The organism is Pseudobacillus badius, from assembly GCF_002189605.1.
GTDB classification, from domain to species: domain Bacteria; phylum Bacillota; class Bacilli; order Bacillales; family Domibacillaceae; genus Pseudobacillus; species Pseudobacillus badius.
Genome location: NZ_MWMM01000019.1, coordinates 24,463 through 43,510, shown reverse-complemented (window position 1 = coordinate 43,510; position 19,048 = coordinate 24,463). Strand labels below are relative to the sequence as shown.

Here is a 19,048-nt window from a genome sequence, read left to right as displayed (position 1 = left end):
CGAATTTTAGAAACAAAAGAATGGCTAGAAAACAGCCAATCTTAGTGGCTCAATTTTTAATTAATAAATGGCTCACTTTTCAGTTGCGAAATACAAGTGCCTATATCCTGTAGCTTCCTCACTAACTTTTCTGCTTTTTCTAGCGTTTCTTTTTCCCATTCCGCTTCTACCTTGCGTATTCGTTTTTGGGTATGAAGAGGCACGCCATAGGCATCCTGCACTTTTCCTTCCAAAGACACATGAATGGTAACAACAGGGCGTGTTGATGATCCTGAGATATGGTATTTTACTTTTGAGCGCAGGTTTTCAATTGAGATATAGGTGTCTTCGTACTTAATTTCATATATTCCGTATTTAAAGTTCTCATACAGCATTTTGAAGATATAGCCCTCCCTAAACGAAAGGCTGTCTACATATTTTTCATCTTTAAAAAGCGCCAGGCCCATATAATGTATACGGTCATGTTCTTGTTTAAGCAGGGGCAGAAAGGGATCTTGGCCGAAGCCTTCCATTTGGGAAAGAAAGGAATGCAATCCGGTGCTCGGAGCCATTCTTACGATGCTTTCTTCCAATAAATCAGAAAGATAGCGCGATAAGTTCTGCGCATTCGGATAATTACTGGTCAAAAGCTTTTTTGTGCTGCCATCGACAACCGCAAGCTTTGTATCCCTGCCGATAAAAGTAGTGCGGCCAAAAGAATCGACCACCTTTTTGACCCCTCGTTCGGCTAGATCCTTATTTACTAGAATGCTTTGCAGCCGGCCGGATGCCAGCTTTCTCTGTGCTTCTCGCTGAAATTGCTGCCTAATACTGTGAATCGTATGCCCGCTCGCCGTAAAGGAAACATTAATGGGCTTCACATCCTGACCCTGGGGATAGAAAGGGGCTGCCACGGTTCCTCTCATGGTGTCATCCTCCAGGTAATCATAGCCGAGGGCCGTGATAATTTGAATATCCTCCAGCACATAGCGTTCAATATTATAATTTAAGACCAGAATAATAGCGATGGTTACCCATATTAAAAAGGTTCTCATTGATTTTTCCTCACTTTTTGCCAGATCCATTGGTACAGATAAATAAAGGGAATATAAGCGAAAAGAATAAAGAAGCTTATTCGGTCTAAAGTAGCGCTAAAGTTGCGAATTTGCACTCCATCGGTAATGAAAGATGAAACGATGATTGCAAGGAGCAGAAGAAAGAGGATGCTCTTTTTTTGCTTAATGGAAAACAGCTGCTTTAACCCGCGTGTAACAGCCCATATATATAAACATAAGTTTGGCAGCATTACAAACAGCCAAATGGCGATGCCGGCATATTCAAATCTCTCCAAGAAAGGGAAGTCAACGATCTTCCATAAAGTAAGGGTAGGCCAGAGTGTTTTTTCCAGCTGTCCTTCACTGAAATAAAGCAGAGAAACGAGCACGGCTGCCAGGTAGACGGATGTCGTGAAGGCGGCACCAAGCTGAGCCCACCTATGTGCGCGGATTCCTTGCTTGAAAAAAGGATAGCAAAAGAGAACCACTTCGAAGCCTGAAAAAATGACGGACATTTTTTTAGCGCCGCTTAAAATTTCAGCCGGCGAATGCTCCATTACAGGCAGGAGGTAGGAAAGGTGTGCGCTTTTTAATGGAAAAGCCTTCAGCATCAGCAAAGGGATTGTCAGCATAAAGCTCAGCACACACAAGCCGACCATTACCCGAAATCCTCCAGTAAAATAAAGATACACTAGAATAGCCAGCACGAATGCCATATACCACGTTTGCAAATGAGGAAACATCCATACTTGAATCACATCTATATAAGCACGCATAATCATTATAAAGAGCGTCATTAAATAGGTGATCAGCAGTAAAGTAAACAGTCCCCCGATCCATTTGCCGAATAAATTCTTGTGAATAACAGCTATATCGTTTTCACCTTTGATCGTGATTTGAAAAGTCATCCATAAGATGATATGGGTAGCAATGCCGGCGATGAGAACAGAGATCCAAGCATCTTGTCCCGCTTCTTTCACGAGGAACCTCTCAAAGCTAAGAACCACTATTCCAATTTGCATACTATTAATAATGTAAAAAGCAAGATAGGGGGAAACCTTTTTATCTTCAGATGGCAACGGCAGCATAGGACCACCTCCAAGGAAATTTATTCATCGATATCCCGTTTATCCGGCGGTGAGCTGTGCGGCCGGAATTTAATTTTGTTATCTGTGCGTGTTTGCAAAGGGCGGCTCGTCTGTTGATTAAACGGCAGACGGACAAGCGCATCCTTCATATCTTTCAGCCGAATGGGATAAACAGGTTCCAAAAAAGGACGGCCAAGCGATTTCAATTTGAGCAGATGGGCCACAACAATGGCTGTACAAGCTGCCACTCCCAATAATCCGAGCAGCTGGGCAAAGATTAAGAAAGGAAAACGGATCAGCCGAATGGCATTACTTACTTGATAGACAGGTGTTGTAAATGACGCCAGTGCACTCAAAGCAACGACGATTAACAGTACATTGCTCGTTAGACCGGCTTGTACGGCTGCTGTTCCAATTACGATTCCTCCCACGATGCCAATAGTCTGGCCGACTTTGGTCGGCAGACGCGCTCCGGCTTCCCGTAAAAGCTCAATCGTCCACTCAAGAATAATCGCCTCCAGAAGTGGAGGAAAAGGAATGCCTGCTCGTGAAGAGATGAGCGTAGTAAGCAGATCTTGCGGAATCATTTCGTAATGGTAAGTTAATACGGCGACATACAGAGGGGTTGATAGCACAGAAAACGTAATGGCCAAGAAGCGGATCAACCGGAAAGCAGAAGCGATATTCCAAACAGTTACATAATCTTCAAAGGCAGAGAAAAATTCTCCCAGCGTAGCTGGTCCGGTTATCGCACTTGGAGAGCCGTCCACTAAAATAGCAACTTTCCCTTCCATCAGCACGCTGGCAACCCGGTCCGGCCGTTCTGTGTCCACCAGCTGGGGAAAGGGAGAGTTTTTATTGTCAGCTATCATTTGGTTGATGAAAGAACTATCAATAATTTGATCGTAACCAATATCAGTGATGCGCTGAATGACTGTATTTACATTTTCCTCATCGGCAATGCCTTCAATATAGGCGACGGCTACCCGGGTTTTGGATAATTTTCCGACAGAGAACTCCTTTATTTGAAATTCAGGAACAGGAATCCGTTTCCTAACGAGATTTATATTCGTATCAAGCGATTCCACGAAGGCTTCCTTCGGACCGACAACGGAATATTCCGTTTCCGGAATGGATACTTGGCGATTTTCCTGCAGAAAAGCCGGGATGAGTAAACAAGAAGGCTGAGCCTCCTGCTGATAAATGATGATGTTCCCTTGCATCAGCTTCTGCTTCACGGAAGAAAGTTCAGTTGTCAAAACAAGATCTTCTACTTGTATAGCATGCTTCATGTCCTCTAAAGAGGTAAATTGCTTGTCTTTCAAAATAGTAAGAATGTCCTGGTGAAGCACTTTCTTGTCTACTAACGTTTGAAAATAAGATATAAAAAAAGGGGAGTCTTTTAATTGAAAGGTGACGAAGTCTGCCGACTTGCAGCATTGATCGATCAGCTTGCCAATCTCGCTGCTATGAAATGCTGACGAGCTTCGTTTGTTTCTTCGCATCACAAGATTTCCCCTTTCTGCTTTGTTAAAGCACACGTTGTTGTTAGTATGCACCAAAAAAAGAGGAATTATAATAAAAGCGGGGAAGAATAAAAAATGACTGCCTCACGCTGTAAATGCGCAAAGCAGTCAGATAAAAAGAGATTATCCATTATGGTAGCGGTACATCCAAAGTACACCCGATTTTAAGAAGCGGGCAACCCGTCCTGTAATTGCACGATCAGCTACAAAGCCGAAGCCTTGCTTTTTGCCAAGCGAGCCGAGAATGCCTTTGAGTTTGATTTCCGGCAGCTCTTCTGGAAGAGGCTCTCTTTTCCAGCGCTTTAAAAGAACCTGTACAATTTGTTCGGCCTGTTCTTCTGCCAGCTGGGCACTTGGTGCGTGCGGAAGGCTTGCGCAGTCGCCGACAACATACACATGCTCATCAGTTGGCAGGTTGTGATATTGAGAAAGCTTTACTCGTCCAGACCGGTCTTTTTCAACCGGCATCTCACGAACAACCTGATTTGGCTGAATGCCTGCTGTCCAGACAACAGCGTCCATTGGATAGGCTTCATCATGGTTGTAAATAGTATGAGGCTCTACCTTTGTGATGTTGGCGTTATTGACGACCTCTACACCATGGTCAACGAACCATTTATGAATATATTTGCTTAATCGCTCCGGGAAATCTTTCAGGATACGATGGCCGCGGTCAAATAAGACGATTCCAAGGTCTGGTCGGCTCTCCCGGAGTTCACTCGCCAGCTCAATCCCGCTTAGTCCTGCTCCAACAATGCCCACTTTCGATCCAGCTGGCATATTAGACAGCGTCTGGTAAGTCAGACGTGACTTGTCAATGGATTGAATGCTATGTGTGTATTCGGCTGCTCCCGGTACGCTGTGATATGTGTCTTCACAGCCTAAGCCGATGACAAGATCATCGTAGGGAACAGGCTCTTTATCTTTAATAAAGACTTGTTTGTTTTCTAAATCAATATGAGTGACTTCGCCAAACAGAGCATTCAGGCGAGGGTGTTCAGGAAAGGAAACCCGCACCTCCTGGTCAGATATCGTTCCTGCTGCTAGAGCATAATACTCGGTTTTCAAGGAGTGATACGGAAATTTATCCACTAGGGTAATGGTGACGTCTTCAGGCAATTGGTTAGGAAGGAGCCTGAGCAGCACGCGCATATTCCCATAGCCGCCGCCGAGCAATACTAAATTCTTCATCATAATTTTCCTTTCTGTAACAGTATGTATTAAAATTTACGAATTCTCAAAATTATTGTGAAAAGACTCACAACTTTTCACTCTACCATCTTGAGTATATCTAAATACTGCGCTTTTCACAACTGAGTTCATACATTTTCAATTTAAAGTTTTCCGCTTTTCTCCGGGCGGAAAGGATAGTAAAATGAGAATAGAGGTGAACAGGAAAATGAAACCGATTATTGAATTTTGCATTAGCAATTTAGCGAATGGTGCGCAAAAAGCGCTTGAAATACTAGAACGCGATTCAAATGTGGATGTAATTGAATATGGCTGTCTCGGCTATTGCACCAGATGTGCTGAAGGGCTGTACGCTTTAGTAAATGGAGAACCGGTCGATGGAGAAACACCAGAAGAATTAGTGGACAACATTTATGAATACTTAGAGGAAAATCCAATGTTTTAAAGGATAGCGGAATACTTTACTTCTGCTGCATCAATGAAAAAGAAGGGATGCCTGAACAACTGAATGTTCCGGGCATCCCTTCTTTTGTGCAGACTCTGTTGCCAGCCGGCAGCGTCCGACCGCAGCGGAAGCTATAGAAGCATCAAACGTGTTCTTTAACAGCGTCCTTGCATAGCGCTAAAGTATATATGCTTGTTCCGTTCTTTATGAAATGGCGCTTGCCTCACTTTTTTTCATTTCATCGCGCAGCTCGTACCAGCGGTCCCTAGCCATTTCAACGAGCCTTTTATCCCTGGATTCTCTCTGCTTTTCGAGTACTTTCGAGAAATATTTGACAGCTTCCTCCCATTTTCCGATCCGCACGTGGAGCTCAGCCAGCAAGTACATAACCTTCACATCTGACATGGATGTCAGCGTTAAATCTTCATTTAAATAAGCTTCTTTATATTGGCCGGCAGCAAGAGCGAGGAACCGTTTTTCATCGGGGGACGATAAATCCCGATAAAGCCAGGCAATTCGCAGAGCCAGACCTGCCAAGGTTAAATGTTTTTCTTTTTTCAAAAAGCCGGAATAAAAGGCTAGTTTATAACTGTTAATTGCTTCATGAATTGTCCGCGCCCTGCCGTAATCCTGGGAAACCCAGTTGCTCGTGATCTTTTCTGTCAGCACATCTTTTGTGCCGGGCGGAAAAAACTTAGAGAAATCATCTGTAAAAGAGTACCCGCAATGCGGACAGACTTTCACATGATAAAACAAGGGATTCATCGCCGCATCTGCGTAATTAGGCTTTAAATCAGTATCTTGTCCGGTTAGTTTAACAAATCGGTTTCTGAGCTTCATCGATGAAAACGGCCTTTTGCATAAATGGCATGTTTCTTGTTTTTCATAAAGAGGAGAAAGATTGTCCATATGTACAGCCTCCTGACGAATGTTATAAGTCGATCTACTCACACTGTTGTCCTTATTATAACTTTTTTGAGTTAAAAGAACTACGCCTTTAGAACTTTTCCTTGAATTTTTGTTGAATTTTAAAAGCAGATTGGTTGAGATGGCTCTTTCTCGTGTATATACTAATAGTAAAGACAGAATGGAGGGGTCCCATTGCAAGAACAAGAAGTAGTGAAAATTACAGAAGCAGCTGCTTTTCAGATAAAGGAAATGATGAAGCAAAATGAAGAAGAGGGAGCCACTTTGCGCGTAACTGTTCATGGCGGAGGCTGCAGTGGCTTGTCGTATGGCATGGGATTTGACCGTGACGTGAAAGAAGATGACATTCAATTGAGTCAGTATGGAATTGACATTGTGGTTGATCAGGAAAGTGCGCCGATTCTGAAGGGTACGGTCATTGATTATAAACAATCGTTAATGGGGGGCGGCTTCACCATCGAAAATCCGAATGCCATCGCTTCCTGCGGATGCGGCTCTTCTTTCCGTACAGCAGTAAATGCCGGCAAACCAGAAAACTGCTGAGCCATCTTGTATGTATATGGACACCGACGGAGAAAAAAGCGCCGCATTGGGGCGCTTTTTTTATATTTTTGCCAGTGCTTCTGTGATAGGGGTATTTCCGCTGATGATTTCAAATACTTTTCCTTCGGTCTCCTTGATTGTCAGTGCTTCGACAAGCACTTTGGCTACATCTTCACGGGGGATCGTTCCGCCCATGGGGGAGAAGCGCGTCGCCAACTCAATCATCCCGGTGCCTGGATCATTGGTTAATCCGCCGGGACGGACGATGGTAAAGTTCAAGCGGCTTTTGATTAAATAGTCATCTGCTGCCTTTTTAGCTTCCAGATAAGGCTTGAGAGAGGCAGGAGCTTCTTCGGGCGTATCTGTTCCCATGGAACTCAGCATAATAAAACGCTCAATCCCTTTTGTTTTCGCAAAATCGATCGTTTTCTTGGCGCCCTCCTGATCAACGGCAATCGTTTTATCATGACCAGTAGAAGAGCCGGACCCTGCTGCAAAAATGACGGCATTCACATCATTCAAAGCAAAGCTGAAGTCTTGTTCTAAATCGGCAAGAATCGCTTTTGCTCCTAGCTTCTCCATTTCATCCATTTGTTCGGCTTTGCGTACCATCGCCCGGACGAGGTGCTGGTTGCTCTCTGCAAGTTGTTTGACAATTTTTTTACCGGTTAATCCGCCTGCTCCAATAACGAGTACGTTCAAAATCATCACCCTTTTCCTAAAGAATTCTTGTTAAACAGTTTACCCTTTTAAAAATAAAAAAAACGGGAGAAAAAGCGGTGAAAAGCAATTCGATGAAATCGGTTAAATATCTTGAAAAAGAGGTATAAAAAGCATATCATTGAGATAGATATGCCTTTGTTAAAATTTCATGACAATTTTTATTGTGTTTTTTTACAACTATTCGTGAAAAAAATCACATTTTCACCGAATAAGTGGCAAACTACTAAATATTCAAGCGAATGATTCGCAAAATATGTGCAGAAGGTGGCAGGGAAACATTATGAGAAAACCAAAAATTGTTGTTTTAGGTGCAGGTTATGGCGGATTAATGACGGTTACGCGTCTTCAAAAAGCTTTAGGACAAGAGGAAGCCGATATCGTTCTTGTCAATAAGAATGACTATCATTATGAAACAACTTGGCTGCATGAAGCATCTGCAGGCACGCTTCATCATGACCGTGTTCGTTATGACATTGACAATGTCATCAATCGCAGCAAAGTAGAATTTATTCGTGCTGAAGTGCAAGATATTAAAACGGATGAAAAGAAAGTAATCCTCAATACAGGAGAAATTGATTACGATTACTTAGTATTTGCTCTTGGCGGCGAATCAGAAACGTTTGGCATTCAAGGATTGAAAGAATACGCTTTCTCTATCTCTAACGTAAATGCTGCCCGTCAAATTCGTGAGCATATTGACTATCAATTTGCTACATATGCAACGGAAGTAGAGAAGAAAGACGAGCGCTTGTCCATCGTAGTCGGCGGTGCCGGTTTTACAGGCATTGAGTTCCTTGGCGAGCTGGTAAACCGTGTTCCAGAGCTTTGCCGCGAGTATGACATTGATTATGCCAAAGTGCGCATTTACTGTGTAGAAGCGGCTCCAATGGTTCTTCCTGGATTTGATCCAGAGCTTGTTCAATATGCTGTCGCGCTTCTTGAGAAAAAAGGCGTGGAATTTAAAATCGGCACAGCGATCAAGGAAGCGACTCCAGAGGGAATTAAAGTGGCTAAAGGCGAAGAGGAAATGCAGGAAATCAAAGCGGGAACAGTTATTTGGGCAGCTGGTGTCCGCGGAAATCATGTGATTGAAAAAGCAGGTATTGATAACATGCGCGCCCGCGTAAAAGTAAATCCTGATCTGCGTGCTCCAGGCCATGATAATATTTTCGTTATCGGGGATTCTTCTTTAATTATTAATGAAGAAATCAACCGCCCATTCCCGCCAACCGCCCAAATTGCTATGCAGCAAGGCGAGGTATGCGCGCGCAATTTAGTGAAGCTTGTGAGAGGCACAGAAGGCGAACTTGAAACATTCAAGCCGGATATTAAAGGAACTGTTTGCTCCCTGGGCGATAACGATGCAATCGGTGTTGTTTTCGGCAAGAAGCTGACAGGCACAAAAGCTTCTTTCATGAAGAAAATGATTGATAACCGCGCCTTGCTTATGATTGGCGGTCCATCACTTGTACTGAAAAAAGGTAAATTTAATTTCATTTAAGTATAAAAAGAAGGAAGAGACTGCCTGATCAAACGATCGGGCAGTCTTTTTCTTATTTGGCTTCAGCCTTTTGTTTCCCTTTACAGCTCGGACAAGTTTCTGAACCGCCCAGCAATAGCTGGAAGTATCCTTGGCCTCCGCAATAACCGCACGCTTTTGTCTCCGTTTGAATAGACATCTGATTCTCCTTTCTATTTTTAGAATTTTTAGATAATATATCATGTTCCTAGAAGCCAATCAATCTCCTTTTTAGCTCAAATCCATATCAAAGAGAGAATGGCAGGGCAACCTGTGAACAAAAAAGGGCTATTGTCCCGTTTAGTTGACGTTTTTAATAGAATTGAGTACACTATTCAATAGTGATTTAGGGGGGACAGACATGCATATAGCCATTTTGCTTGTTTCAGTTTTGCTGTTTTTTGTGCTTTTTTTTGGTATTGGCTTTCTACTAAATATGCTGCTTCGAATGACTTGGATCATGGCGGTTCTTTATCCGCTCGTCACGATTGCTATTGTGGATGGAATCAGTACATTTGACTATATCTTTCATGCAAGTGAATCGTTTAGTGCTTTAGGAACAAAAATCGTTTCTCTGAAGCTGCCAGACATCGTTATTTTAGCTAGTGGTTTTATCGGAGCGCTAACATCCGGCGTGACGATGAAGTTTTTGCGTCAAAAAGGATATCAAATGTTTTAACGGCCAAATGAATGGCCGTTTTTTTGTTGTTCCTCACCTTATGCTTGCTTTGCTGCGATTATTCTCGCTTATAGATGAATGTTTTGAAAAAGAGGATCTAATTCAATCTCTTGAAATACCTCCGGATGAACAAGCTTGGACAACTTGTCTAAACCACTAACGAGGCGCGGCGATGGCCGGCAAAAGAGACTTTCTTCCATGACTGATACACGCTGTTGCTGGACAGCAGAAAGATGGCTCCAGCCAGGGCGTTTCAGGACGGCCGCAGGGTTAATCTTCTCAAGGCGCACCCCCACCCAGGAAAGCAAAATAAAGTCCGGATTCCGCTCCCTTACTTCTTCCCAGTCTGTCTGATAGTTCGCTGTCTGTTTATCCTTGAATACATTGCTCGCTCCGGCCAGTTCGCTTATTTCGGTAAGCCAATTGACACTCCCGGGGGTAAATACAGGTTTGGGCCACCATTCCCAATATACAGAAGGACGGCTGCCAATTCGGGCGCTAGCCGATCGAAACCGTTCGAGCTGCGCTTCGTAGCTTTCAGCCAGGAGCCTGCCTTTATGAGAAATGCCGCATGCATCGGCTATTTCCTCAATCGATCGGCCGATTTCGAAAAGCGACTGCGGATTGGTAACGATATGGGGAATGTCGCGCTTTCTTAATTGTTCCACATTTTTTTCCATCCCGGGAACACTCAGCGAGGCAATAACTAGATCGGGCTGCAAGGCTTCTACTTTTTCCATATCAATATCCAAGTCAGGGCCAAGCTTAGGCAAATGTTGAATAGACGCCGGCCAATCGGAGTAATCGTCTATTCCAACGAGCTGCGGGGCCAGGCCGAGAAATTCTATAATTTCTGTGTTACTCGGGCAAATTGAAATCAGTCTCATGAAACCGCCTCCTTTTCTTCCATAGTATCAAATTCTTCCATGCAAAGAGAGCACAACAAACGAATTAGTAAAAAGAGAAGGAGAGGCGCTTAACTTTTCGTTTACTGGACAATCCTAGTGGAAAAGGGAGAACACACTTGCTTTCGTGTATCTCTAAGTATAGAAGGCGAAATAAATGAAAAAGGGTGTGGCCGATGAATGTAGCTCAATTAGTCGTTAAGTGTCTTGAACATGAAGGGGTGGAATATATTTTTGGAGTGCCCGGCGAAGAAAATTTGGATATTATGGATGCTTTGCTTGATTCAAGCATTCAGTTTATCGTTACGAGGCACGAAGCAAGTGCAGCGTTCATGGCGGGAATGTATGGACGCCTTACTGGCAAGCCGGGTGTTTGTTTATCTACGCTGGGACCGGGAGCCACCAATTTATTAACGGGTGTGGCAAATGCTAACATGGATCATTGTCCGCTGGTGGCGATCACCGGACAGGCGGGTTTAAACCGCCAGCATAAGGAGTCCCATCAATACTATGATCTCGTTTCTGTTTTCAAGCCTGTTACAAAGTGGAATGTCCAGATCAAAAAGGGAGAGGTTGTTCCAGAAGTGGTCAGAAAGGCGTTTAGAGTCGCTACCCAGGAGAAGATGGGAGCCGCACATATTGACCTGCCTGAAGACGTTGCCGCCACCGAGGTCGGCGAGTCGCCAGTAAACTTAATAAACCATACGTTGTCGGAGGCGAGTGAGCGGGTTATTCAACAAGCCGTTCGTTTGATTGAAAAAGCCAAGCGTCCGCTGATTTTAGCGGGAAACGGAATTGTCAGAAGCCGTGCGGAAGACAGCTTGCGCGCCTTTGTCAAGAAAACATCTATCCCGGTTGTTCATACTTTTATGGGAAAGGGCGCTCTTCCTTATACAGATGATCTCAGCCTTCTTACTGCAGGGCTAGTCGGCAAGGATTACATCACCTGCGGATTCACGAAAGCAGATGTAATTATTGCTATAGGCTTCGATATGGCTGAGTATCCGCCAAGGAGCTGGAATCCGGATGGAGCGGTGCCGATTATTCACATTGATACGCAGGAGGCGGAAACAGACGCTAATTACCCTGTGGAACTGAATGTGCTAGGAAACATTGCTGAGAATTTAAAAGAATTAAGCGTCAAGGCTGGATGCACACACAGAAACAATGACTGGGTGGCTGATGTGAGGAAAGCGGCGCTCGCTGAATTAGCGGAATACAGAGATAGTGACAGCTTTCCTGTCAAACCGCAAAAAATTATTTCAGACGTGCGTTCCGTCTTAGGAAAAGAAGATATTTTAATATCTGATGTTGGCGCACATAAAATGTGGCTGGCACGGCTGTACCATACGTACCAGCCCAACACGTGCTTGATTTCCAACGGTCTTGCTTCTATGGGTGTTTCTGTTCCAGGCGCTATTGCTGCCAAAATGGTGCACCCCGATCGCAAGGTGGTTGCTGTTTGCGGGGATGGTTCGTTTCAGATGTCAAGCGCTGAGCTGGAAACAGCGAAGAGACTTGGAGTACCGATTATCATTCTTCTTTGGAGAGACGGCGGATACGGATTAATCGAATGGAAGCAGCTGAAAAAATTTAAGCGATCTTCCAATATTAAGTTCGGCAACCCGGATTTTATTCAGCTAGCTAAGTCCTATGGGTTTGAAGCGATCAAAATTACGGAGGCCAATCAACTGAAGCCGGCAATGGAAAAGGCTATTGCCATGAATAAACCAGTGTTAATCGACTGCCCGGTGGATTACAGCGAAAATATGAAATTAACCGAAAAGCTAGGCGATCTTCCTTGTTAATCGCTTGATAATGGCGTGATAAAAGCCTGGAGGCTCCAATGCTCATCAAAAAGAGGTAGGCGCTCGTCCCTTGAAAATCTTTCCGGTATAATGATAGGTGGAGGTGGGAAGATGTTCAAGGTGAAAAATAGTTTATTTTTTAATCAAAAAGAGGAAGTTGTCCTTATCGGTCTCTATGATCGGCCGCTTAAATTTGAAGGCGAGCTTGCTAAACTCGATGAAGCGATGGCTGGCCAATTAACTGAGCTTGTGAAAGAAGGAGACATTTCTGCTAAACTGCACGCAACAGCCGTTATCCCAACGCTGGGACAAGTCCCTGCTAAACGGCTTCTCTTTATCGGGCTGGGAAAAGAAAAACAGGCGGACTTCCATGCGATAAAAGAAGCCATCGGCATGGCCGCAAAGCAAATAAATAAGCTGAAGCTTTCATCCGCAGCTGTCGCACTTGACAGTTTTGTTTCTGAATCAGTTGAGGCCAATGATGCCGCCCACGCTTTCAGTGAAGCATTTGGTCTTGCTTCCTATGTATTTAAAGGATATAAGCAGCTTTCTAATGAACCAGAGCGCTTAGTTGAACAAGTGAGCATTTATACGGAGGCAGAGGCTGAAGAGGTTCAGGCTGCACTTCATGTCGGCTATGCACTTAGCCAGGGAACCAATGCTGCGCGCACGCTGGTGAACACACCGGCTAACATGATGACAGCAGCTGACTTGGCAGAACACGCGAAAAGGCTAGCGGACAAATATGGATTTGAAGTTGAAATTCTGGAAAAAGAAGATATGGAGAAGCTCGGAATGGGCGCCCTGCTCGCTGTTAATAAAGGATCTGTAGAGCCTCCTAAAATGATTACCCTGAAATATCAGCCGCTAGAGCAGTGGAAGGATGTCTTGGGGCTTGTAGGAAAAGGGATTACCTTTGATACTGGCGGTTATTCTCTTAAAACAAAAGATGGACTTGTCGGCATGAAAATGGATATGGGCGGTGCCGCAGCCGTATTGGGCGCCATGGAGATTATTGGCGAATTAAAGCCTGATCAAAATGTAGTCGCTGTTATCCCTTCGACAGACAATATGATCAGCGGTGAGGCGCTGAAGCCGGATGATGTGATTACATCAATGAGCGGAAAAACAATTGAAGTTCTGAATACCGATGCCGAGGGCCGTCTTGCTCTTGCCGATGCAATGACTTATGCTAAACACCATAAAGCAGATTACCTTGTAGATGTGGCCACTTTAACCGGAGGGGTGATTGTTGCCCTTGGAACGGATAAAACGGGAGCGATCACGAATGATGAAGCTTTCCTGGAAGAAGTGATGGCAGCTTCTGAAGAGGCCGGTGAATTTATTTGGCAGCTGCCTTTGACGGAGAAGGATAAAGAGCGTATTCGCAGCAGCAAAATGGCCGATTTAAATAACTCTCCGGGACGCGAGGGACATGCCATTATGGGCGGAGGCTTTATCGGCGAGTTTGCAGAAGGGACACCGTGGGTTCATTTGGACATTGCCGGAACGGCGGATACAAATAAGGCAGGGGCTTTCGGGCCGGCGGGAGCGACTGGCGTAATGGCGCGCACACTTGCTTTATTGGCAGTGAGAAAAGCAGAAAAGTGAGAATGCTGGAGGGGCTGTCCAATACGTCTCTAAAATAAAAACAGGCGGAGAAAACGGGACCGGCCAAAAAGTTATTTTTCATGACCTTTTGAGACAGCACCTCCGTTTCCCAAAGGAGAAACCAAATGAATGTTTCCGGTTCGTTCCATTGTCGCGAAGAAAACAGGAAGGAGGAACTGAACGAGAATGAGTAGAATGACGAAAGCAGCAGATTATTTGCGAGAGCATGCAGAAGAATTGGCTCGCGATATCGTACATACGGTTGTACCTAGATTTGAAACACATGTGCCTAAGGAAGAAGCTGAGGCGGCTGTACGAATGTACACAGACTTTATGGGCATGTTAGGGGAAGCAATTTCATCCGGGGAAGAAAAGCTGCCGGCTGGACTGCTGAAGTGGAGTCGGGAAAACGGAGAACGAGCGGCTGATCACGGGGAAAAGGTTTCACTTATCGTGTCCCGCTATCCGCAGAGCCGTCTAGTATTTGTGGAAAAATTGACAAGCATTTCAGCAAAATTTGAGTTAACAACGGAAGAGACAGTTTTTGTTAATAAGCAATTTAATTACATGCTTGATATGAGCATTCAAGAGACGGTGCTTGCTTTTGAAAAAGTAACCGATGACATTATTAAGAAGGCCCGTACAGAAATTATGGACTTGTCGGCGCCGGTTGTCCCATTAAAGGACGGACTGGCTGTCCTGCCGCTTGTCGGCTCTATTAATGAACAAAGGGCGCGCTATTTAGCAGAACAAGCGATCCCGAAAATTGGAGAAATGCGGCTGGAGCGCTTAATTATAGATTTCTCAGGAATTATCCAAGTTGATGAGATGGTGGAACAGCATTTGTTCGACGTGTACCATATACTTGGTTTGCTTGGAATTAAAGCCATTGCGACAGGCATTCGTCCGGATCTGGCTCAAAAGCTTGTTAATATGGGAGCTGACCTTTCTGCTATTGAAACATACGCGACGGTTAAACAAGCGATGGAGCAACTAAAATAGAATATGGGCTGGAAAAAACCGGCTTCTTTTCATTACAAAAAAACCTTCAGTTGATTGAAGGTTTTTTTATTAACGAAAAGAAACAGTATATACAAATTAAGCAGATTGAACGTTGCAGTCCAGCGGTTATGGCAGCGGAAGGCACGCGGAGTAATATTCTAGCTAAACCGAAGAAGCTGGCCGGCTGGACTCGTTGAGGAAGACAGGTGATTTTATCCAATTGAATATTTTTTAAAAATGATTGACAAGCCTTTGTAAAGTTTGCTATGTTGTTTTTAGTTCTCTACCAATTTAGCAAACTAAAGTGAAAGGGGCATTTCAGATGAATGCTGTAGTGATTGCTGTTATCGTTATGCTCCTCCTCAGTCTATTTCGTGTAAATGTTGTATTTTCATTGATTACGGGTGCACTGATCGGAGGAGCTGTTGGCGGCTTAGGAATAGATGGAACGATCGGTGCTTTTTCGGAGGGAGTTGGCGGCGGTGCGAATGTGGCGCTTAGTTACGCGGCGATTGGCAGTTTTGCCGTGGCGCTTTCTAGCACAGGGCTCCCGGCGGCACTTGTTGAATTTGTCTTAGGGCGCATCGGAAATAAAGAAGAAGCGAGGAAGAAAAAGCTGCCTAAAGCACTGATTATTTTCTTTATTTTATTAGTGGCGGTCTCTTCCCAAAATATTATTCCTATTCATATTGCCTTTATTCCCATCCTGATTCCGCCGCTTTTGCAAATCTTAAATGAAATGCAGATTGACAGACGCCTGATTGCTTCGGTACTGACATTTGGCCTTGTAACACCATACATGCTCCTTCCGGTGGGCTTCGGGCGAATCTTTCACGAGATTGTAGCTACGAATATTACAGCCAGCGGGTTAACGATTGAAACAGCTGCCGTGTCAAAAGCGATGATTTATCCGGCAGCCGGCATGCTTTGCGGTTTGCTCGTTGCTGTCTTCATTTCTTATCGGAAGCCAAGAAAGTACCAAGAGCGGGCATCTATAGTGACAGATGTTGAGAAGAAAGGTTTTACGAAGTCAGGTATTTTAACAGCGGTTATCGCGATCGCAGCAGCGCTTGCCGCTCAGTTGTGGACGGAATCGATGGTGTTTGGCGCATTGGCGGGAATCATGGTGCTTTATGCAACAGGCACGTTACGCTGGAATGAAGCGGACAGGCTGTTAACAGAAGGCATGCGCATGATGGCCTTTATCGGCTTTGTGATGATCGCTGCTTCAGGATTTGCAAAAGTCATGAGCTCAACAGGAGATGTTGAACGCCTTGTTGAAGAGTCGGCTAGCTTAATTGGAGGCAATCAAGCTCTTGGGGCCTTATTAATGCTAGTTGTCGGTTTGTTTGTAACGATGGGAATCGGCTCATCCTTTTCAACCGTTCCGATCATTGCTACGATCTTTGTTCCATTGGCGATCGAGCTGGGCTTCAGTCCAATGGCGACCATTGTTCTTGTTGGAACAGCAGGTGCACTTGGAGATGCCGGATCACCTGCATCTGACAGTACGCTTGGACCGACGGCAGGTTTGAATGTGGACGGCCAGCATAACCATATTTGGGACACGTGTGTACCGACCTTCCTGCACTATAATCTTCCGGTGATCTTATTCGGCTGGCTGGCAGCTATGATTTTATAGAGAAGATACCTATTGAAGGACAATCCTAATTGTTAAAGACGCCCATCCCTTTTTCCTTCTCCTTGCATAGAACATAGTAGGCAGAGAAAAGGAGGCTTTTTGACAATGTATAGAGATACACGCTTTCTTCCGTTTATTGGCGGTCCGTTTGTTGGGGGCCTTTTAGGCGGATTGTTAGGAGGAGCCATTGCCCGGCCGTTTTATGGCTATCCGGCGGCATATCCTCCTCCATTTTATCCTCCTTATGGGCCCTCTTATGGACCCTACGGTTTTTATTAATGAAAGAGCTTCCGTGATAGGTGCGGAAGCTCTTTTATTTATGTGTTTCCGTTGTTCGTTGTGAGGAGGGAAGGAGTTTTCATAATAAAAGCGAATGTAGTATAGTGAATAATTGTTCATTTTCTTAAAGAGAAAGAGAGGAAATCAAGGGTGAGAGACAATCACAACTTATCACACACGTTAGGAATGGAGTTTGTTGAAATCAGCGAAGGAAAAGTAGTGATGACGATGCCGGTCGATGAGCGCACTCGTCAGCCATTCGGATATTTGCACGGCGGAGCCTCTGTAGCTTTAGCGGAAACAGCGGCGAGTGTGGGAACGGCCCGCTTAATTAATCCAGATACCCAAATATGTTTTGGACTGGAGATCAACGCGAATCACATTAAAGCAAAAAGAGAAGGGATCGTCACTGCTACGGCAAAGGCTGTGCATCGGGGACGCACGACAATGGTATGGCAAATTGAGATTTGTGACGAACAAGGAGAGTTGATTTGCCTGTCCCGTTGTACGGTAGCTGTAATGCCGAAGAAATCCTAGTTGTTTTTAAAAAGTGAAAAAGGGGAAAAGAACGGTAACTTAACTTCAGGAGGAAGAAGTATGCCGTGGAATGAGAAAGACTACCCTGATTCAATGAAAAATTTGCCTGATCGTGTGCGCGAAAAAGCGATTGAGATTGCAAATGCACTGCTTGACGATGGCTATGAAGAAGGAAGGGCTATTGCCATTGCGATTGATCGAGCCCGCAGCGCTGTCGGAAAGGGGCATGGCAATGATGATGAGCGGCCCATTTATCGCCTGCAGCCGAAAGAGGACAGCGAGGGCTGGCACTTGATCAAAAAGGCAGACAAACGAAGTCTCCTATCAGCTAGCACAAAAGAAGACTTATCGGAAAAAGCAAAGGATTATGTAAAGAAACATGATGGCATTCTTATTATTTATCATGCTGATGGCAGTGAGGAAAGACGCCTGTATGAAAATTAAGATCGGCCAAAGAAGGCATCGGCATAAGAAAACAGCCAGCGGACGGGCCCGCTGGCTGTTTTTATTTTTTATTCTTTAAGTCGTCACGTACGCTTTTCCCCCATAATTTGACGCCTGAATGATAGGCAGCCCGGCTGATTAAGTGACCGCCGACAGGAGCTGTTATGAAGATAAAGGCAATCCCCAGAAGAACGCGCGAGCTAAAGTGGCCTTCGATTAAATAGAAATACAAAAAGCACGAAAGCAAAATGAACATGACGCCCAGGGTAGCGCTTTTCGAAGCGGCATGGTTGCGGGTATAGACATCTGGCAGCCGTATTACCCCAAAAGCTGCAACAAGAGTAAGAAACACACCAAGCAAGAGGAAAAGAATGATCATGGTCTCAATGATTACGGTCATTTTCAATGATCTCTCCTTTCTCAAGGAACTTGGAAAAAGCTGTCGTACCGATGAATGACAAAATGCCAAGCAGCAAAATAACGTCTAAAAAAACATAGGTTCTAAAGAGCATAGAGAGCACGGCAATCATGGCTACCAAGTTAATCCCAATTGCATCTAAAGCGACAATGCGGTCAGGGACGGTGGGGCCTTTAATGAGCCGATAGATAAAACCGAGCATAGCTATGGTGATCAAAAACAGGGATACTTGCATAGCGATTACTAACATGGACGGCTCACCTCCATAATCGCTTTTTCAAACGATTCTTTAATGCTGTTGATCGCATCTTGCACATCGGGAACATCAATGGCATGGACATATAACGTTTTTTGATCGTCCGACACATCAATAACTAATGTTCCGGGTGTTAGCGTAATTAAGTTAGCGAGCAAAGTAATTTCCCAGTCTGACTTCAACTCAGTAGGCAAAGCAAAAATTCCCGGCTGGATATCAAGCTTCGGTTTTAAGATGACTTTCAGCACATCAATATTGGCCATGATCAATTCCTTAAAGAATAGAAGCGTTAAATAAATCACAGCCCACACTCGGCGGATATATAAATCTGTTTTAAAAAACCGCCGCATGCCGTAAATCAGAATCAAGCCAAGCAAGTAGCCGATAACAAAAGTTTTGAGGTCAAAGGATACTTGCAGAAACATCCAGAGAAAGGCTAAAAAGAAATTAAGTAAGATTTGAAAAGCCATA

22 protein-coding genes are annotated in these 19,048 nt (G+C 44.5%); 11 read left to right on the top strand and 11 right to left on the bottom strand.

What is annotated here, in order from left to right; translation table 11 throughout:
* Window positions 1–56 precede the first annotated feature (56 nt).
* The 4 genes from B1A98_RS18150 to B1A98_RS18135 form a co-directional block, all read right to left on the bottom strand.
* A complete protein-coding gene (locus B1A98_RS18150; protein WP_063384400.1) occupies window positions 57–1,034 on the bottom strand; it encodes a Ger(x)C family spore germination protein in 978 nt (325 codons plus the stop codon).
* Complete coding sequence (locus B1A98_RS18145; protein WP_063384401.1) at window positions 1,031–2,122, bottom strand: GerAB/ArcD/ProY family transporter; 1,092 nt, start codon at window positions 2,120–2,122, stop codon at window positions 1,031–1,033. The genes B1A98_RS18150 and B1A98_RS18145 overlap by 4 nt, the downstream gene beginning before the upstream one ends.
* Before the next feature lie 20 nt (window positions 2,123–2,142).
* The gene (locus tag B1A98_RS18140; RefSeq protein ID WP_063384402.1) at window positions 2,143–3,627 is read right to left on the bottom strand and encodes a spore germination protein; all 1,485 of its coding nucleotides are present in this window, start codon (window positions 3,625–3,627) and stop codon (window positions 2,143–2,145) included.
* Between the two features lie 144 nt (window positions 3,628–3,771).
* Window positions 3,772–4,839 carry an NAD(P)/FAD-dependent oxidoreductase gene (locus B1A98_RS18135; protein ID WP_063384403.1) on the bottom strand — a complete coding sequence of 356 codons (1,068 nt, stop codon included), beginning with the start codon at window positions 4,837–4,839 and terminating at the stop codon, window positions 3,772–3,774.
* A 208-nt stretch (window positions 4,840–5,047) separates the two neighbouring features.
* Between B1A98_RS18135 and B1A98_RS18130 the strand changes: the two genes are divergently transcribed.
* Window positions 5,048–5,284: a YuzB family protein gene (locus B1A98_RS18130; protein ID WP_041094439.1), complete on the top strand. Its 237-nt coding sequence runs from the start codon at window positions 5,048–5,050 to the stop codon at window positions 5,282–5,284.
* A gap of 204 nt (window positions 5,285–5,488) precedes the next feature.
* Here the strand turns inward: B1A98_RS18130 and B1A98_RS18125 are convergent, their stop codons facing one another.
* Entirely contained in the window at window positions 5,489–6,193 is a 705-nt protein-coding gene (locus tag B1A98_RS18125; RefSeq protein ID WP_063384404.1) for a DUF2225 domain-containing protein, read from the bottom strand.
* A 192-nt stretch (window positions 6,194–6,385) separates the two neighbouring features.
* On the opposite strand from B1A98_RS18125, the gene B1A98_RS18120 reads away from it, so the two are divergent.
* Window positions 6,386–6,754: a HesB/IscA family protein gene (locus tag B1A98_RS18120; protein ID WP_082821689.1), complete on the top strand. Its 369-nt coding sequence runs from the start codon at window positions 6,386–6,388 to the stop codon at window positions 6,752–6,754.
* Window positions 6,755–6,814: 60 nt separating this feature from the next.
* Here the strand turns inward: B1A98_RS18120 and B1A98_RS18115 are convergent, their stop codons facing one another.
* Window positions 6,815–7,456 carry an SDR family oxidoreductase gene (locus tag B1A98_RS18115; RefSeq protein WP_063384431.1) on the bottom strand — a complete coding sequence of 214 codons (642 nt, stop codon included), beginning with the start codon at window positions 7,454–7,456 and terminating at the stop codon, window positions 6,815–6,817.
* 301 nt (window positions 7,457–7,757) lie between these two features.
* Here B1A98_RS18115 and B1A98_RS18110 point away from each other — a divergent pair, with 301 nt between their 5' ends.
* On the top strand, window positions 7,758–8,978 hold the full coding sequence (locus B1A98_RS18110; RefSeq protein ID WP_041094435.1) for an NAD(P)/FAD-dependent oxidoreductase: 1,221 nt from the start codon (window positions 7,758–7,760) through the stop codon (window positions 8,976–8,978).
* 52 nt (window positions 8,979–9,030) lie between these two features.
* On the opposite strand, the gene B1A98_RS20610 is transcribed toward B1A98_RS18110, so the two are convergent.
* Window positions 9,031–9,156, bottom strand: coding sequence for a YuiA family protein (locus B1A98_RS20610; RefSeq protein WP_158286042.1), 126 nt, complete (start codon window positions 9,154–9,156; stop codon window positions 9,031–9,033).
* 201 nt (window positions 9,157–9,357) lie between these two features.
* Between B1A98_RS20610 and B1A98_RS18105 the strand changes: the two genes are divergently transcribed.
* Window positions 9,358–9,675, top strand: coding sequence for a YuiB family protein (locus B1A98_RS18105; RefSeq protein WP_063384405.1), 318 nt, complete (start codon window positions 9,358–9,360; stop codon window positions 9,673–9,675).
* A 68-nt stretch (window positions 9,676–9,743) separates the two neighbouring features.
* On the opposite strand, the gene B1A98_RS18100 is transcribed toward B1A98_RS18105, so the two are convergent.
* Window positions 9,744–10,562 (bottom strand): cobalamin-binding protein, encoded by an 819-nt coding sequence (locus B1A98_RS18100; protein WP_063384406.1) that lies wholly within the window; start codon window positions 10,560–10,562, stop codon window positions 9,744–9,746.
* A 194-nt stretch (window positions 10,563–10,756) separates the two neighbouring features.
* Here B1A98_RS18100 and B1A98_RS18095 point away from each other — a divergent pair, with 194 nt between their 5' ends.
* The 7 genes from B1A98_RS18095 (at window position 10,757) to B1A98_RS18070 (ending at window position 17,903) form a co-directional block, all read left to right on the top strand.
* A complete protein-coding gene (locus B1A98_RS18095) occupies window positions 10,757–12,388 on the top strand; it encodes an acetolactate synthase large subunit (RefSeq protein ID WP_063384407.1) in 1,632 nt (543 codons plus the stop codon).
* Window positions 12,389–12,499: 111 nt separating this feature from the next.
* Window positions 12,500–13,999: a leucyl aminopeptidase gene (locus B1A98_RS18090; protein ID WP_063384408.1), complete on the top strand. Its 1,500-nt coding sequence runs from the start codon at window positions 12,500–12,502 to the stop codon at window positions 13,997–13,999.
* 186 nt (window positions 14,000–14,185) lie between these two features.
* Window positions 14,186–15,001, top strand: a complete 816-nt coding sequence (locus B1A98_RS18085; RefSeq protein ID WP_063384409.1) for an STAS domain-containing protein — start codon at window positions 14,186–14,188, stop codon at window positions 14,999–15,001.
* 322 nt (window positions 15,002–15,323) lie between these two features.
* Window positions 15,324–16,643: a Na+/H+ antiporter family protein gene (locus tag B1A98_RS18080; RefSeq protein ID WP_063384410.1), complete on the top strand. Its 1,320-nt coding sequence runs from the start codon at window positions 15,324–15,326 to the stop codon at window positions 16,641–16,643.
* A gap of 105 nt (window positions 16,644–16,748) precedes the next feature.
* Window positions 16,749–16,922, top strand: a complete 174-nt coding sequence (locus B1A98_RS20605) for a hypothetical protein (protein WP_169713123.1) — start codon at window positions 16,749–16,751, stop codon at window positions 16,920–16,922.
* A gap of 150 nt (window positions 16,923–17,072) precedes the next feature.
* The gene (locus B1A98_RS18075) at window positions 17,073–17,459 is read left to right on the top strand and encodes a hotdog fold thioesterase (protein ID WP_223661978.1); all 387 of its coding nucleotides are present in this window, start codon (window positions 17,073–17,075) and stop codon (window positions 17,457–17,459) included.
* Between the two features lie 60 nt (window positions 17,460–17,519).
* Complete coding sequence (locus tag B1A98_RS18070) at window positions 17,520–17,903, top strand: DUF2188 domain-containing protein (protein WP_063384412.1); 384 nt, start codon at window positions 17,520–17,522, stop codon at window positions 17,901–17,903.
* Between the two features lie 61 nt (window positions 17,904–17,964).
* On the opposite strand, the gene mnhG is transcribed toward B1A98_RS18070, so the two are convergent.
* Genes mnhG through B1A98_RS18055 form a run of 3 tightly spaced genes read right to left on the bottom strand, consistent with a single transcriptional unit; the run spans window position 17,965 to window position 19,047 of the window.
* Entirely contained in the window at window positions 17,965–18,303 is a 339-nt protein-coding gene (gene mnhG, locus B1A98_RS18065) for a monovalent cation/H(+) antiporter subunit G (RefSeq protein ID WP_041094418.1), read from the bottom strand.
* Window positions 18,287–18,556, bottom strand: coding sequence for a Na(+)/H(+) antiporter subunit F1 (locus B1A98_RS18060; protein ID WP_370511080.1), 270 nt, complete (start codon window positions 18,554–18,556; stop codon window positions 18,287–18,289). Before B1A98_RS18060 ends, mnhG begins: the two co-directional genes overlap by 17 nt.
* A gap of 8 nt (window positions 18,557–18,564) precedes the next feature.
* Complete coding sequence (locus tag B1A98_RS18055; RefSeq protein WP_041094416.1) at window positions 18,565–19,047, bottom strand: Na+/H+ antiporter subunit E; 483 nt, start codon at window positions 19,045–19,047, stop codon at window positions 18,565–18,567.
* Between the last annotated feature and the right edge of the window lies 1 nt (window position 19,048).

What these genes read in the sequence shown, in the direction of transcription:
- B1A98_RS18085 (WP_063384409.1), top strand. Translation starts at nt 14,186, where the DNA reads ATGAGTAGAATGACGAAAGCAGCAGATTATTTGCGAGAGCATGCAGAA.
- mnhG (WP_041094418.1), bottom strand. Translation starts at nt 18,303, where the DNA reads ATGACCGTAATCATTGAGACCATGATCATTCTTTTCCTCTTGCTTGGT.
- B1A98_RS18090 (WP_063384408.1), top strand. Translation starts at nt 12,500, where the DNA reads ATGTTCAAGGTGAAAAATAGTTTATTTTTTAATCAAAAAGAGGAAGTT.
- B1A98_RS18130 (WP_041094439.1), top strand. Translation starts at nt 5,048, where the DNA reads ATGAAACCGATTATTGAATTTTGCATTAGCAATTTAGCGAATGGTGCG.
- B1A98_RS18095 (WP_063384407.1), top strand. Translation starts at nt 10,757, where the DNA reads ATGAATGTAGCTCAATTAGTCGTTAAGTGTCTTGAACATGAAGGGGTG.
- B1A98_RS20605 (WP_169713123.1), top strand. Translation starts at nt 16,749, where the DNA reads ATGTATAGAGATACACGCTTTCTTCCGTTTATTGGCGGTCCGTTTGTT.
- B1A98_RS18135 (WP_063384403.1), bottom strand. Translation starts at nt 4,839, where the DNA reads ATGAAGAATTTAGTATTGCTCGGCGGCGGCTATGGGAATATGCGCGTG.
- B1A98_RS18055 (WP_041094416.1), bottom strand. Translation starts at nt 19,047, where the DNA reads ATGGCTTTTCAAATCTTACTTAATTTCTTTTTAGCCTTTCTCTGGATG.
- B1A98_RS18100 (WP_063384406.1), bottom strand. Translation starts at nt 10,562, where the DNA reads ATGAGACTGATTTCAATTTGCCCGAGTAACACAGAAATTATAGAATTT.
- B1A98_RS18150 (WP_063384400.1), bottom strand. Translation starts at nt 1,034, where the DNA reads ATGAGAACCTTTTTAATATGGGTAACCATCGCTATTATTCTGGTCTTA.
- B1A98_RS18110 (WP_041094435.1), top strand. Translation starts at nt 7,758, where the DNA reads ATGAGAAAACCAAAAATTGTTGTTTTAGGTGCAGGTTATGGCGGATTA.
- B1A98_RS18145 (WP_063384401.1), bottom strand. Translation starts at nt 2,122, where the DNA reads ATGCTGCCGTTGCCATCTGAAGATAAAAAGGTTTCCCCCTATCTTGCT.
- B1A98_RS18060 (WP_370511080.1), bottom strand. Translation starts at nt 18,556, where the DNA reads ATGCAAGTATCCCTGTTTTTGATCACCATAGCTATGCTCGGTTTTATC.
- B1A98_RS18070 (WP_063384412.1), top strand. Translation starts at nt 17,520, where the DNA reads ATGCCGTGGAATGAGAAAGACTACCCTGATTCAATGAAAAATTTGCCT.
- B1A98_RS18140 (WP_063384402.1), bottom strand. Translation starts at nt 3,627, where the DNA reads ATGCGAAGAAACAAACGAAGCTCGTCAGCATTTCATAGCAGCGAGATT.
- B1A98_RS18125 (WP_063384404.1), bottom strand. Translation starts at nt 6,193, where the DNA reads ATGGACAATCTTTCTCCTCTTTATGAAAAACAAGAAACATGCCATTTA.
- B1A98_RS20610 (WP_158286042.1), bottom strand. Translation starts at nt 9,156, where the DNA reads ATGTCTATTCAAACGGAGACAAAAGCGTGCGGTTATTGCGGAGGCCAA.
- B1A98_RS18105 (WP_063384405.1), top strand. Translation starts at nt 9,358, where the DNA reads ATGCATATAGCCATTTTGCTTGTTTCAGTTTTGCTGTTTTTTGTGCTT.
- B1A98_RS18080 (WP_063384410.1), top strand. Translation starts at nt 15,324, where the DNA reads ATGAATGCTGTAGTGATTGCTGTTATCGTTATGCTCCTCCTCAGTCTA.